The 15,008-nt window shown below is 65.0% G+C and carries 7 protein-coding genes; 2 read left to right on the top strand and 5 right to left on the bottom strand.

Annotated features, from left to right (window positions below; genetic code table 11):
• Nucleotides 1-5: 5 nt before the first annotated feature.
• The 3 genes from ggt to LVB77_RS02090 all read right to left on the bottom strand — a co-directional run bounded on the left by ggt (nt 6) and on the right by LVB77_RS02090 (nt 6,137).
• Entirely contained in the window at nt 6-1,736 is a 1,731-nt protein-coding gene (gene ggt / locus LVB77_RS02100; protein ID WP_232908573.1) for a gamma-glutamyltransferase, read from the bottom strand.
• Nucleotides 1,737-2,026: 290 nt separating this feature from the next.
• Complete coding sequence (locus tag LVB77_RS02095) at nt 2,027-4,933, bottom strand: ATP-binding protein (RefSeq protein ID WP_232908572.1); 2,907 nt, start codon at nt 4,931-4,933, stop codon at nt 2,027-2,029.
• A 10-nt stretch (nt 4,934-4,943) separates the two neighbouring features.
• On the bottom strand, nt 4,944-6,137 hold the full coding sequence (locus LVB77_RS02090; RefSeq protein WP_232908571.1) for an EAL domain-containing response regulator: 1,194 nt from the start codon (nt 6,135-6,137) through the stop codon (nt 4,944-4,946).
• 436 nt (nt 6,138-6,573) lie between these two features.
• On the opposite strand from LVB77_RS02090, the gene LVB77_RS02085 reads away from it, so the two are divergent.
• Together LVB77_RS02085 and LVB77_RS02080 are read left to right on the top strand one after the other, a co-directional pair.
• Entirely contained in the window at nt 6,574-11,421 is a 4,848-nt protein-coding gene (locus LVB77_RS02085) for a polymorphic toxin type 50 domain-containing protein (RefSeq protein ID WP_232908570.1), read from the top strand.
• On the top strand, nt 11,418-11,720 hold the full coding sequence (locus tag LVB77_RS02080) for a hypothetical protein (protein WP_232908569.1): 303 nt from the start codon (nt 11,418-11,420) through the stop codon (nt 11,718-11,720). The genes LVB77_RS02085 and LVB77_RS02080 overlap by 4 nt, the downstream gene beginning before the upstream one ends.
• A gap of 79 nt (nt 11,721-11,799) precedes the next feature.
• Here the strand turns inward: LVB77_RS02080 and LVB77_RS02075 are convergent, their stop codons facing one another.
• Nucleotides 11,800-12,441, bottom strand: coding sequence for a tetratricopeptide repeat protein (locus LVB77_RS02075; protein WP_232908568.1), 642 nt, complete (start codon nt 12,439-12,441; stop codon nt 11,800-11,802).
• A 131-nt stretch (nt 12,442-12,572) separates the two neighbouring features.
• Nucleotides 12,573-14,954 carry a family 20 glycosylhydrolase gene (locus LVB77_RS02070; RefSeq protein WP_232908567.1) on the bottom strand — a complete coding sequence of 794 codons (2,382 nt, stop codon included), beginning with the start codon at nt 14,952-14,954 and terminating at the stop codon, nt 12,573-12,575.
• Nucleotides 14,955-15,008: the final 54 nt, after the last annotated feature.

Raw genomic sequence — 15,008 nt, 5'->3', positions numbered from 1 at the left:
GCGCATCAGTACCCCGCCGCCTGGCCGTCCTTGCGCGATTCGCTGGCGCCGATGTAGCCGCCCTGCGGGTTGACCATGATCGCCTGGTAGCCGCCGTAGGGGCCGTTGGCGAAACGCACGCTGTGGCCTTTGCGCATCAGCTCGCGCACGGTTTCGTAGGAATAGCCGGTTTCCAGGTCGAGCTCGCCGCCGTCGCTCATCACCGTCGCCTGCCCGGCCGGTTCGGTCGAACCGTCGTGCTGGATGCGCGGCGCATCGCCGGCCTCCTGCAGGTTCATGCCGAAGTCGATCAGGTTCATCACGATCTGCGCATGCCCCTGCGGCTGCATCGCGCCGCCCATCACGCCGAACGACAGCCACGGCTTGCCGTCCTTGGTCACGAACGCGGGAATGATGGTGTGAAACGGCCGCTTGCCCGGCGCGAACGAGTTGGGATGACCTTCCTTCAGCACGAACTGCTCGCCGCGGTCCTGGAAGATGAAGCCCAGACCCGGCGCGGCCATGCCGCTGCCCATGCCGCGGTAGTTGGACTGGATCAGCGACACCATCATGCCGTCGGCGTCGGCGACGGTCATGTAGATGGTGTCGCCCTCGTCCAGCTCCTTGGGCGTGGCCGGCTGCACTTCGCGCGCGGCCTTGTCCATCGAGATCAGCTTGCGACGTTGCTGCGCGTAGGACTTGGAAATCAGCTGCGCCACCGGCTGCTTGCCGAACGCGGGATCGGCGTACCAGCGCGCGCGATCGGCGAAGGCGAGCTTCTTGGCCTCGGTGAACAGATGCACGTGTTCGACGCTGCCGAATCCGTAGCCCTTGAGGTCGTAGCCTTCCAGGATGTTGAGGATCTGCAGCGCGGCGATGCCCTGACCGTTGGGCGGCAGTTCCCAAACATCGTAGCCGCGGTAGTTGCTGCTCACCGGCTCCACCCACTCGCCCTGGTGCGAGGCCAGGTCGTCGTAGCTGAGATAGCCGTCGTTGGCCTTGAAGTAGGCGTCGATGGTGCGCGCGATGTCGCCCTTGTAGAACGCGTCGCGGCCGCCCTGGGCGATCTTCTCCAGGGTCGCGGCCAGGTTGGGGTTCTTCCAGGTCTCGCCGGTGAGCGGGGCGCGGCCGTCGATGGTGAACTGCTCCTTGAAGCCCGGCCATTTCGACAGGCGCGGCACCGAAGCGTTCCAGTAATAGGCGATCACCTCGTGCACCGGATGGCCGTCGCGCGCATAGCCGATCGCCGGGGCCAGATCCTCGGCCATGGTCTTGCGGCCGAAGCGGCCGTGCAGCGCGAACCAGGCGTCGACCGCGCCGGGCACGGTCACCGGCAGCGGTCCGTACGACGGCACGTCGGTCAGCCCGCGCTTGCGGAACTCGGCCAGGCTCAGCGATTTGGGCGAGCGGCCGGAGCCGTTGTAGCCGTAGAGCTTCTGCGTCTTGGGATCCCACACGATCGCGAACAGGTCGCCGCCGATGCCGCTGCCGGTGGGTTCCATCAGGCCCAGCGCGGCGTTGGCGGCGATCGCGGCGTCCACCGCGCTGCCGCCGCGCTTCATCACGTCCAGCGCGATCTGGGTGGCCAGCGGATGCGAGGTGGCGGCGATCGCGTGTGGCGCGTACACCTCGCTGCGCGTCGCGAAGGGTTTGCCGGTGACGCGGTCGGCGGCGGCGGCCGGCGCGGCGTGGCCGGCGGCGAGCAGGACGCCCAGCAGGACTAGCGACAAACGGTGTGGCACGAGGCGTGAGGTCATGGCGCGGCTCCGCGGATCGGACCGCGACGATAACGCAGAGCCGCGGCAAGTGCCGCATCGAGGGCGGGAATGAGCGTGCCCGGCTCAGCCGTACTCACCCCCGTCATTCCGGCGAAAGCCGGAACCCACGTTGCCGTTGCCGTTTGGGTTTGAGATCGCTGGCACAAGAGCGAAGGTCAAAATGGGTTCCGGCTTTCGCCGGAATGACGGGGACGGGAAAACCGCAAGGGAATTCTGCTGTCGCCGCAATGACTGGAGCGACGGCCCATCGATCCAGGCCGGCGACGCCTTCAAGCCGAGGCGGCCACGACCAGCCGCAGGCGCTGCAAGGCGGTGTCCAGATCCGCCGCCAGCGGCAGGATCGCCGGCCAGTCGCCGGCGCGGCCGGCCGCTTCCAGGGCGCCGCCGGCCTGAGCGAGCTCGGCGGCACCGACCATGCGCGCGGCGCCCTTGATTTTGTGTGCCTGGCGCGTCAGCGCGATGGTGTCGCCGTCCACGCGCGCGGCGTGCAGCGCCTGCAAGTCCTGCACGGTCGCGTCGAGAAACTCGGCGAGCAAGCTGCGCGCTTCGGCGTCCGATCCGCCGGTGAGCGCGTTCAAGACCTGCACGTCCAGCACCTGCGCCTGGGCCAGCTGCGGCAGCGGCGACGCGATGGGCGCGGCCACGTCGGCCGGGTCCGTGTCGGCTATGCCCATGGCGGAGGCATCCGCGTCGGGCACGGTATGCGGCAACCAGCGTTGCAGGCAGGTCACCAGCACCGGCACCGACACCGGTTTGGCCAGGTAGTCGTCCATGCCCGCGGCCAGGCAGCGCTCGGCCTCGCCCTTCAGCGCCGACGCGGTCAGGGCCACGATCGGTGTGCGCGCCAGACCTTGCGCCCGCTCGACCTCGCGGATCGCGCGCGTCAGGTCGTAGCCGTCCAGGCCGGGCATGTGCACGTCGGACAAGAGCAAGGCGTAGCGGCCGCTGCGCCAGCGCTCCAAGGCCTGCAGGCCGTCCTCGGCCGCCTCGCTGGCGTAGCCTGCCAGCGCCAGTTGGCGCGCGATCACCAGGCGGTTGGTCGGATGGTCGTCGGCCAGCAGCACCAGGCTGCGCTCGCGCTCGGCCTGCTCCAGGCTGGGCAAGGGACGCGGCGCGAGCACGGCCGGCACGTCGCCGTGCTCGGGATCGGCCGGCAATTCGGATTCCGGCGCGCGCGCCAGGGTCACGCGCAGGCGCATGCTGGTGCCCAGGCCGGGGCTGCTTTCCATGCTCACGTCGCCGCCCATCAGCTCGGCCAGGCGCCGACAGATCGCCAGCCCCAGGCCGGTACCGCCGTAACGGCGCGTGGTGTCGCCTTCGGCCTGGCTGAAGGGCTGGAACAAATGCCGCTGCTGCTCCGCGCCGACGCCGATGCCGGTGTCGGTGACGCGAAAGCACAGGGTGTCGCGCACGTGGCCGTCGGCGTCCTTGGCGCTCGACTCCCATTCCAGCGCGGCCTGCACCAGGCCTTCGCTGGTGAACTTGAGCGCGTTGGACAGGAAATTGCTCACGATCTGCCGCAGCCGCAACCCGTCGGCGCGATGCGCCGGCCCGATGCGCGCATCGACTTCGCACAACAGGTTCAGTCCCTTGCTCGACGCCGCGCCGGCGTAGTTGGCGACCGTGCTGCGCAACAGCGCCGGCAGCGCCACCGCGGTCGGCGACAGCTCCAGGCGGCCGGCCTCGATCTTCGAAAAATCCAGGATGTCGCCGATGATCTGCAGCAGCGACGCCGACGACTGCTGGATGACGTTGAGCGCGCGGCGCTGGTCGGCGTCCAGGCGCGAATGCGCGAGCACTTCGATCATGCCGGTCACACCGATCATCGGCGTGCGGATCTCGTGGCTCATCGCGGCCAGGAACGAGGACTTGGCGCGGCTGGCCTCCTGCGCGCGCGCCTCGCTGGCGCGCAGCTCGCGTTCGAGGCGGCGGATCGCGCTGAGGTCGGCGGCCACCAGCAGCAGTCCGCCGTCGCCGCCGCCGGGCTCGACCAGCGCCGACACCGCCAGCAGCGCCGGCACCCAGGTGCCGTTGCGATGGCGCAGCATCGCCTCGCGCGGCGCGGCGCGCATCGAGGCCAGCTCGCGCAGCGCGGTCCAGTCGGCCTGCACCGGCCGGCCCAGGCGGTCGCCCAGTTCGTAGGCCAGCGTCTGCAGCGCCTTGGATTCGAACAAGGCATGCAGGCGTTCGCGCGCGAGCAGTTCGGTGGCCTGCCAGCCCAGCAGGCGCTCGGCGAAAGGATTGACCAGGGTGAAGCGGCCCTGCGCGTCGACCGCGACGATCGCGGTCTGCGCCGCGTCCAGCAGCGAGCGCTGGAAGTGCTCGCGCCGCTCCAGCTCGGCGCGCGTGCGCTCGTTGCGAATCAGCTGGCCGGTCAGCTCGTTCTCGAAGCCCAGCACGTCGCGGCGCATCTCCATGAAGGACTGCATCACCAGCGCCAGCTCGCCGCGCGGCTCGTGCCTGGGCGTGGCGGTGTAGTCGTGCTCGCGCATGCGCCGCGCCAGCCAGGTCAGGCTTTCGACGCCGCGGTAGGCGTTGCGCAGCACCTGGCGCCCGATCGCGGCGACGATCAGCAGCGCCAGCACCGACAGACCGATGCGCAGCGCGCTGGCGCGCCGGCTGCGCACGATGTCGGCATGCACCACGCGGTCGGCTTCCACCAGCGCCAGATCGGACAACAGCTTCAGGCGCTGGGTCAGCGGATCGATGGACGGGTACAGGCGGGTGTCGGCGAATCGCCCCAGCGCCGGCATGTCCTCGCGCAGCAGGATCGCGCGCAACTCGGCGGTGGCGGCGTCGGCGGCCACGCGCGCCTGGCCCGCGGCGCGGAAATGCACCTCTTCCTCGGGCGTGCGCGGCAGCTTCGCCAGGATCGTCCAGCTCTCGTCGATGCGCTTGCGCGCGCCGTCGATGGTGGCCACGCCTTCGCGCCAGGGCACCAGGTGGTTACGTACGCGGAAGGTGGTGTCGACCACGTCCAGGCCGTAGGCGTCGGACACCATCTTGATCCGGCGCAGGCCGCGCAGCGAATCGTCGCGCAACGCCAGCAGCGATTCGCGCGCGCGGTACTGGGCGATCTCGTCGATGACCAGCACCGTCGCGCCGGTCAGCAGCAGCAGGCCGAACAGCGCCCACAGCTGGCGCCGGATGCTGAGCGTGCCCAACCAGGCGCGCATGCGCGGCGCTCTACTCCGGCCGCCGCCAGCGGCCCAGCGCGGTCGGCAGGTCCTCGCCGGGCACCGGCTCGGCGATCAGATGGCCCTGGGCCATGCCGCAGCCCAGTTCGGCCAGCATCTGCCAGTCGTCTACCGTTTCCACGCCCTCGGCGACCACGTCCAGGCCCAGCTTGCGCGCCAGGTCCAGGCTGGCCTCGATCACCGCGCGCTTGCGCGGCTGCTCCTTGGCGCCGGACACGAAGCCCTGATCGATCTTGAGCTCGGTGAATGGAATCTGCGACAGCTGCGACAACGAGGAATAGCCGGTGCCGAAGTCGTCGATCGACAGCCCGAAGCCCTTCAGACGCAGCCGCGCCAGCACGCCCAGGCCGCGCGCGGCGTCGGACATCAACGAGCTTTCGGTGATTTCCAGCACCACTTCCTCCGGCGACACGCCGGCCTCGCGCACCAGGTGCTGGAAACGGTCGGCGGCGCTGCTGTCGGCCAGCGTCGCCGGCGACACGTTGACCGACAGATTCAGGCGGATGCCCTGCTGGTCCCAACTGCGTTTCCAGCGGCAGCCCTCGACCAGCATGTGATCGGTGAGCAGATCGACCAGGCCCTCGCGCTCCATCATCGGCACGAAGTGCTGCGGACGCACGATGCGGCCGTCGGCGCGGCGCCAGCGCGCCAGCGCCTCCACGCCGACCGGCTTGCCGTTGCCGAACTCGACCTGCGGCTGGAACCACGGCCCGATCTCGCCCGCCGCCAGCGCCTCGCGGATCAGCAGCGGCGTGACCTCGACCGGCTCGTCGGCCTCGGCCGCGTGCAGCGCGTGTTCGTAGCCTTCCAGCGCCTGTTGCAGCTTGGCCAGGGTCAGCGGTTTTTCGACGTTGCCCAGCACGCGCAGACCGTAGGCGCGCGCCATGGTCTGCACGGTGTTGAGCAGCGCCGGATCCAGCGCGCTGACCACCGCCACCGAACGCGCGAGGCTGCGCTGGGCGACGTGATCGATGAACTCGATGCCATCCATGCCAGGCATGTCCAGATCGACCAGGATCACGTCCGGCGGCGTGCGTACTTCCTCCAGCAGGCGCAGCGCGCTTTCGCCGTCGGCCGCCTCGAACACCTGCGCGACCCCCAGCTCGAACAGCAGGCGCAGCGCCATGCGGCGCTGGAACCCATGATCCTCCACCACCATCACGCTGAGCGTCGTAATCGACATGCCGTTCCCTGGTGAGAGCCCTGCCAGCCGCGAACGCGGGGGCGGCGCGATCGCAAGGGCTCGACTCTAGCCGCGCATAGCGTTCAACGGGAATGGCGCCGACGAACGGTCGCGGCTGCCGCTGTACGGATAAGCCGGCGGCCGGGGAGCCAGGGCCGCGCCCTGATTTGCCAAGCCTCCGGCCTCGAGCACGTCTGGGGGGCCGAACCACCCTCTTATCAAGCTGAACCTCGCTAAGACCTGACGGCATGCGTTTGCGCCTAGAAGTCACACAAGCCGCGCATTGCACTGCCATTTCATACGTCAATCGGCATCAAAAATCGGGGCGTTGGCGTTGCGACTGTTTCCTGACGCTCCAGCGGTAAGAAAACGAGCTAGAGTCATTCTGCCGCGCCCACTCGCTGGGACATTTGTAACGATCAGGCAGGGGACATACGTGAAGAACTTTAGCTTGTCGACAGTTGGCGTTTTGCTGTGCGCCTTGGCGCTTCCGGCCGAAGCTCAGAATGCCATCCGCCCTGGGCAGGACTACCCCGAGCTCATCAAGCGCCGTACCGATGTGGCTGCACTCGATTCTTCAGCATTTGGCGACAAGACCGATCTATACACCGGATCGACTGAGTTCGTCGCAACCGATGTGGAGCTCCCTGGGAACAATGAGCTCGCCGTGAAGATTGGCAGGCGGTTTGCGGTAGCGGACGGCAGGCCGCCAGGATTGTTTGGGGACTGGGATATTGAGATCCCTCATTTGCATGGCGTCTTCGCACGCACTCCGGGAGCCAATGCTACTGGATGGCAGGTGTCGACACAGGGACAGCCGAACCAGCGATGCTCCATCGATACGTCCCAGCCTTCGACAGCAGGACCGCCAGCAGCGTACGGACAGCCGCAAAACCTTGCATTCCAGAGCTATGAGTTTTGGTATGGAAATAAGCTTTACATTCCAGGAACTGGCGACAAAAAGCTCATGGTCATTGGGACGTCCGCTCAACGGCCGTCCGATAGCGCTTCGTACAAATGGATCACGAATGACCAATGGGTGTTGAGTTGTCTCCCCGCGACCGCAAATGGAGTTCCCGGAGAAGCATTCCTCGCAACGTCACCAGATGGCACTAAGTACTGGTTTGACTGGTTCGCAAAGCGCATAACAAGGAGCGTCGAAAAAGAAGGCGGGCAGCCTCCTTTTACTTTGTGGACGCGACTCGAACGGGAAGAGGTTTGGATTCTTCCTACGAAAGTCCGAGATCGCTTCGGCAACCAGGTTACCTATACCTACGATTCGGCATCTCCGTCAAAGCTCCTTTCCATATCATCAAGCGATGGCAGGCAGATATCTGTCGTATACGACGGCCAGGGTCGGATCTCGAACCTGAACGCCCATGGGCGTACATGGACCTATCGTTACTCGACAGCTGGCCTTCTCGATCAAGTGACTCTTCCGGACGCCAGCAACTGGACAATCAGTCTTCAGAACGTTTTTGGTGCCTACACTGATGGCGCTAGAAGCTGCGCCGACATGGGCAATCTGGTGGCAGATGTTAAGAGTGGTTCTATCACCCATCCCTCGGGAGCTACTGGAACATTCTCCTTCTTGCGCCGCAGATACGGACGGTCTTACGTTCCAAATCAGTGCATGTGGTCAGGCAGCAACTCCTTTCATCTTGAGCATAAACTTGTACCCATCCAGTCGCTCTCATCGAAGCAGATAAGCGGACCAGGGATTGCGAGCCCGTTGAACTTTATTTTCGAATACAGCCCCACCAATGGAAGTTTCGACAGCGAATGCCAATCCCAATCTTGTCCTGAGACCAGCGCGACGAAGGTGACAAATCCAGATGGCACCTGGACTAGGTATACCTTCAGCAATAGGTTCAACCGATTAGAGGGCAAGGCGCTTTCCGTCGAGCGCGGCAAAGACTCAGCCGTCATGGAAAGCGAATCGACTACTTACCTGTTGAGTAGCGCCGGGCAACCCTTCCCATCAACACTTGGCAAGCTTCCTTGTTACATCTGCAGCAACGAAGAAGAATTTCTGCGACCGCTCAAGTCAAAAGCAACGAATCGCGAAGGCGTCGCATACACTTTAGACACCGTCACTTACGACGAATTCGCGCGCCCGAAGCAGGTCGTTCGCTCAAGCACTATGAATGGCGGTTACGCGCGCACGGATACCAGCGCGTACCACGATAATTTATCCAAATGGGTGCTAGGCCAACTGGCGTCGGTTTCGACCAACGGAGTGGTCCCGACGTCCGCCGCTTACGACCCGACCACCGCGGCACCCCTGAGTTTTTCCAGCTTCGGCTTCGTGCGCCAGACGTTGACCTACAACGCCGACGGCACCATCGCGACGGTCAAGGACGGCAACAACAACGTTACTATCTTGTCGAACTGGAAGCGTGGTATTCCACAAGCAATCCAGCATCCGGCCACGCCAGAATCACCCGCGGGCAGCACGGAGTCTGCGCTCGTCAACGACAACGGCTGGATCGATTGGACCGTAGACGAGAACGGCGACAAGACCAGCTACCAGTACGACATCATGGGCCGGCTGTCGCGGATCATCTACCCCATCGGCGACACGGCTCCTTGGGCCGATAAACTGTTCTCGTTCCAGCAGGTCCATCAGGAGGAAATGGGCATGCCCGCCGGTCATTGGCGGCAGATGGTGGTGCAGGGCAACTACGAAAAGCTGACCCTGTTCGATGGCCTTTGGCGTCCGGTACTGCAGTACGAGCGCGATATCGCCGACTCTAACGGCACGTACCGGATCGTCCGTAACGCCTTTGATCACGACGGGCGGAAGACCTTCGCCTCCTATCCGCGCAACCCATACGCGGACGGCAACTGGAACCTCAACACCGGCACCTGGACCACCTACGACGCGCTGGGCCGGACGACCAAGGTCGAGCAGGACTCGGAGCTGGGCAAACTGACCACGACCACCGCCTATTCGACTGGCGGCGACATCGTGGTCACCAACCCGCGCGGGCACCAGACCCATACGCGCTACGCAGCATGGGACGAGCCCACCACCGACTATCCGATCGAGATTATTGAGCCCGCGGGCATCACCACAACGATCGTCCGGGATGCGGGGTTCTTCCTACGCCCGAAGACGGTGCGACGCTCGGGTACTTATGCCAGCCAGGCCATTCAGGTCGAGCGCTCGTACTTCTACGATGTCGCCAATCGGGTCTGCCGCACTGATGAGCCTGAAACCGGCTCCACGGTCTTGGGTTACGACTACAACGACAACCTCCTTTGGTCGGCCGCTGGATTGTCGGGCCTCAGCGCCACGCATTGCGACCAGACCGTCGCCTATAACGCCGGCCGGACCGTCAATCGCAGTTACGACGCCAGGAACCGCCTGTACCAAATGGGCTTTCCGAACGGCCTGGGCGACCAAACGTGGACTTATACGAAGGACGGCCAACCGGCTTCGATCACCACCTATAACGGTTTGAACTACACCGCGGCGGTGGTGAACCGATATGAATACAACAAGCGCGGCATGCTGCTGGCCGAGCATGTCGAAGAGCCAGGTGCCTACAGTTGGCGCCTAGGCTACGAGTACGACATCAACGGCAATCTACGCTGGCAGTCCTACCCGACCGGGCTACTACTGGACTATGCGCCCAACGCTCTGGGCCAAGCCACAAAGGTGGTCACCGCACCAGGCAGCAGCACGACCGGCACGTACGCTTCCGCGGTCAGCTATCACCCCAACGGCGCCATCAAGCAATTCACCTACGGCAACGGCCTCGTGCATGAGATGTGGCAGAACGCACGGCAACTGCCGTGGACAGTCAACGATGGTGGGCTCTCTGGCTTCTCTTACACCTACGACCAGAACGGCAACACCACTCAGATCAACGACAACGCTCAAGGTGCCAATTTCCATCGCTACCTGGAATACGACGCGCTAGACCGCCTATTACGCGCGGGCTCGCTCATGTTCGGCGGCACCAACCACTGGATCGATTACGCATACGACCCGATCGACAACCTGCGTTCTGTCATCCATCCCGGCGTGCGTGAGCACACCTACTGGTACAACGCCAAGAATCAACTGACCAACGTCCTGAACAGCGGTGGCGCCAGCATCACCGCCCTTGGCTACGACCTGCAGGGTAACGTCAACGCCAAGAACAGCCAGCAGTACGGCTTCGACTATGGCAATCGCTTGCGTTGGGTGGCTGGCAAGGAGAACTATCGCTATGACGGGTTCGGCCGCCGCACCAAGATCGCCAAGGACAACGGCGACCAGCAGTGGCATCAGTACGGCCAGTCGGGACAATACCTGTTCAATTCGCTACTGAAAGCGAACGGCGTCCAGACTACGCAGGAGATCGTCTACCTCGGCGGCAGTCCAATCGCTACGGTCGACCATAACTGGCCCAGCAACACCATCATTGCGACCAAGTATCAGCACACCGACGCGTTGGGCAGCCCCGTAGGAATGACGAGTACGAGTGGCGCGCTTATTGAACGCACCAACTACGAGCCATACGGCAGTGCGATCAACAAAACGGTCGACGGCATCGGTTACACCGGTCATGTGATGGATGGGGCAACCGGGCTGACATATATGCAGCAGCGGTATTACGACTCTACGCTTGGGAAATTCTTGAGCACCGACCCGGCCAGGAGCGTCGCCAACACGGGGAACAACTTTAATCGCTACAAGTACGCCGCAAACAATCCATATCGATTTACGGACCCTGACGGCCGACAGGAAGCTGCATATGGCGGAAGCGCAAGCATGTTTCTTACGCCTGAACAGCGCCGGGTTTGGGAAAGCGGCGAACGTGCCGCGACCACCGAGGGTGGCGGTGCGCTCCGAGGCGCGGCCATAATGGATGGGCTGAAGCAATTTGCCTCCAAGCCTGAGCTGACAAAAGAGAACATCACTCAAATCGCAACTGTTGTTGTCCTTGCCACAGTGAGCCGCGGAAAAAACAGCGGGCTGGGACTAATGCATGGTCCATCGCCAAGAATCCATGCGGGCCAACAAGGTAAGCATCAGATGGGGCACAACAACTATCAACCGGGCAAAAGCATACTAACTGGAGATCCTGAAGTGCTCGGCAGGCGCGCTGGAACGGGCCAGTCAATCAATTCGATCGAAGTTGGTCGTCCCGGCTCGAAAGAACGCGTCAACTTTGGCGAAGAAATAGGTAACTATGTCGATCCAGCCGGCAATGCCACCCCGACGACCAACGGGATTATTCATTACGGCAAAAACGGCATACATATTGTCCCATCAAGGCCGGATCAATGAATCAGACGATCAACTCAGACATTTACTTAAGCCTAAAGCGCGCAGTACTCGGAGAGATTTTTCCTGAGCTGCTGGCTGTGGCTTATGAATCATTGTCTGATAAAAACTTTAAGCTATTATTTTTTTTAGATCAGCCCGCTTCAGATGAGCATGCTGAAACAATCTCCATCATTGAAACGGAGGTAATGGCAGATTTTGCCCCGGACATTAAAATATCGCATGAGATAATTTCAACGATCGCTGCGCACTTACCCGACAATGCACTCTACGTCTATCTGAGAGACACAGAAGACTATTAGTTATTTCGATTACATCCTGGAGGACCGGATCTAGAACTTGCTTCTGATAAAAAATTCTTAAGCATGCGTTGTCAGATCGTCACGGCCACTTCGGCGGATTCGCCGCCCAAGCCGCCTGCACTTCCGCCAGGGTCTTGCGCTCGTCCTCGGTCCAGGTCGGCAGCAGGCGCGCGTACTGGGCGCTGCTGTTCCACTGCATCGGCTCGGTGCGCACGGCGGCGGCGTACCACTGCACGGCTTCGTCCTTGCGGCCCATCGACCACAGCACCAGGGCGAAGGTCGGCGGCATCCAGCTGGCGGTGACGCCGCGCGAGGCGTGCAGCGTGCGCCACTGTTCGAACGCGCCCTTGTCGTCGCCGGCGCGGTACAGATCCCAGCCGTAGTTCCACACCACCGAACGCCAGATGCCGTCGGTGGCGTCCAGGCCGGACAGCGCGCGCGCGTACAGCTGACGGCCCAGGTCGACGCGGCCGGCTTCCATCGCCAGGTGCGCGAGCTGCGCGGCTTCGGCGTCGGCGCCGGCCTTGCGCTCGAGGATGCGGCTGAGCTTCTGCATCGCCACCTCGCCGGTCTCGCGCACCACGATCACCGGCTTGGCGGTGTTGGCGTCGGCGTCGAAGTAGAACTCGGCGGGCTTGGGCAGCTGCGGCGTGGCGGTCTGGGCCGCGGCGGTTCCGGACACGGCCAGCACGGCCGTCAACAACAGACTACGAATACGCATGATCGATGGATCCCCCTGATACCCCTACATGCTAACCCGAGCGGGGTCCGGAGCGGGCTGTCGATCACGGTTTCTGCGTTGAATCGTGCTGTTTCAGGCCCCGGCGCGCGCCGGGGCCTGCCTGGCGTGGCTTAACGCGGCTGCAGGGTCACGCGCTCGATCGCCCACAATGGGTCGTGGCTGCCGCTGGCGAAGACCAGGCACAGGTCGTGGGTGCCCGCGGTCGGGACGAGCTTGGCGCGCAGCGTGGTGAGACCGGCGGTGCGGCGCGCCGAGCCCAGCGGCAGGGTCGCCACCAGCGCGCCCTGGCAGTGGTCGGCGCGCACTTCCAGCGCGCCCTCGGCGCCGTTGGCGGCGCGCGTGACCACCTTGGGCGTGTCGTGCCACAGCTGGTAGTTGAACGGCACCTGCCCGACCCGCACTTCGATCGCGCCGACCTGATCCAGCGCCGCGCCTTCGTAGATCCAGCACGGATCGAACACGTCGGCCAGCAACACCGCGCGCGGCGAGCGGCCGCCGATGCCGTCGGCCGGCGCATCGTCTTCCATGCGCAGGTTCAGGCCGCCCTGGCATTGGCGCAGGCGGTTGCCGGTGCGCTGCGTGAGCGCGGCCAGATCGGCCGGCGCGTACCGGCGCGGCGCCGACAGCGCGCGGCCGTCGACGTAGGTCGCGGCCTGGAACACGGTCGGCGGACGCAGCGCCAGCGGCCCGGCGTAGGCGGCCGATTGCGCGTTCACCTCGCCCTTGCCTTCCAGGTAGCGGATCTGGCCGAAACCGACCTGATTGGACAACTTCAGCTGCGGCTGGCCCTGACCGTCGCGCTCGACCTGGAAACGCACCGCGAAAGCGGCGTCGGAGGCCTGCACGTTCTGCGCCTGATAGCGCGCCATCTGCGGCACCAGGCGGCGCAGGAAGCCGTCCCAATCGCGCGCGCCCTTGGGCGACCACACCGCCTCAGCCAGCGCCGCGGTACGCGGGAAGTAGGCGCGCTCGACGGCCTCGAAGGTGCGCTTGTGCTCGGTCCACAGATTGGCCTGCGCGCCCAGCACGTGCTTGCCCTGCTCGGGCGTGAGTTCGGCCGGCACCGGTTCGAAGCCGTACACGGACTTGAGCGTCATCGCCGCCATGCGGCCGGTGGCCTCGTCGTCGTTGTCGCTTTGCACGTGATCGAAATACAGGTCCGGCGCCGGCGCCAGCACCACGTCGTGGCCCGAACGCGCGGCTTCGACCGCGCCCTTGATGCCGCGCCAGGACATCACCGTCGCGCGCGGCGGCAAGCCGCCTTCGAGGATCTCGTCCCAGCCGATCAGGCTGCGGTTGTGGCTGCCCAGGTACTTCTCGATGCGCGCCACGAACCAGCTCTGCATCGCCATCTCGTCCTTCAGCCCCAACGCGGCCTTCTGCGCCTGGATGCTGGGCGAGGCCTGCCACTGGTCCTTGGCCGCCTCGTCGCCGCCGATGTGGATGTAGCGGCCGGGGAACAGCGCGGTGACTTCGGCCAGCACGTCCTCCAGGAACACGAAGGTGCTGTCCTGGGTGTTGAACAGATAGGTGTGCACGCCCCAGTCCGGCGACACCGGCGGCGGCGCCTTGAGCACGTCGCTCACGCCCAACTCGGGATAGGCGGCGATCGCGGCCTGGGCGTGGCCGGGCATTTCGATCTCCGGCACGATGGTCACGTAACGCTCGGCGGCGTAGCGCACCACGTCGCGGATCTGGTCCTGGGTGTAATAGCCGCAGTACGGGATCGGCGCGCCGGTGGCCGGGTCGTGACCGGACGCGCCGGCCGGGATGCGGCAGCTGCCGACTTGCGTGAGCTTGGGATACTTCTTGATCTCGATCCGCCAACCCTGGTCGTCGGTGAGATGCCAGTGGAAGGTGTTGAGCTTGTGCAGCGCCATCTGGTCGATCAACGCCTTGACCTGCTCGACGCTCTGGAAATGCCGCGCCGAATCCAGCATCAGGCCGCGCCAGCCGAAGCGCGGCGCGTCCTCGATGCGTTGCGCGGCGATGGTCGCCGCGCCGCGCGCACCGTCGGCGGTGGCCAACTGCCACAGCGTCACCGCGCCATAGAACAGACCGGCCGGCGCGCGCGCTTCGATGCGCGCGCCTTCGGGGCCGATCTCCAGCGTGTAGGCCTCGTCGCTGGGCAACGCGGCCTGCTTGTCGATCGCGAACACCACCGTGGCCTGGGCCTCGCCCTGGGCCGCACCGCTGGCGTCCACGTTGGGCGCGAAACCGCGCATGCGCTGCACGCGCGCGGCGAAGTCTCGCGCGATCCGCGCCGCGTCGGCGTTGCCGCCGGCGGCCTGCAGGCGCGTGGCCGCATCGAGCACGAAGCGGCCTTCGCGCGCGAGCACCTTGGCCGGCAGCGGAATCACCGGCGTGCGCTGCGAGGCCTGCGCGGCCGGCATTTCGGTCGTCGCCTCCTGGCCGCCGCGCTGGCAGGCCGGCAACACCAGCGTCAGCGTCACTACCGCGGCCAGCGCCGCCCCCATGCGTTTGCTGCTCATCGCTCCCCCCAAGGTCGTGCCCGTCCGGAATTTCAAACCGCCACTCTTACAACA

The organism is Lysobacter sp. 5GHs7-4, assembly GCF_021284765.1.
Classification (GTDB): domain Bacteria; phylum Pseudomonadota; class Gammaproteobacteria; order Xanthomonadales; family Xanthomonadaceae; genus Lysobacter.
Note: the sequence above shows the minus strand (reverse complement) of the source record. Positions and strands in the feature narration are given on the sequence as shown.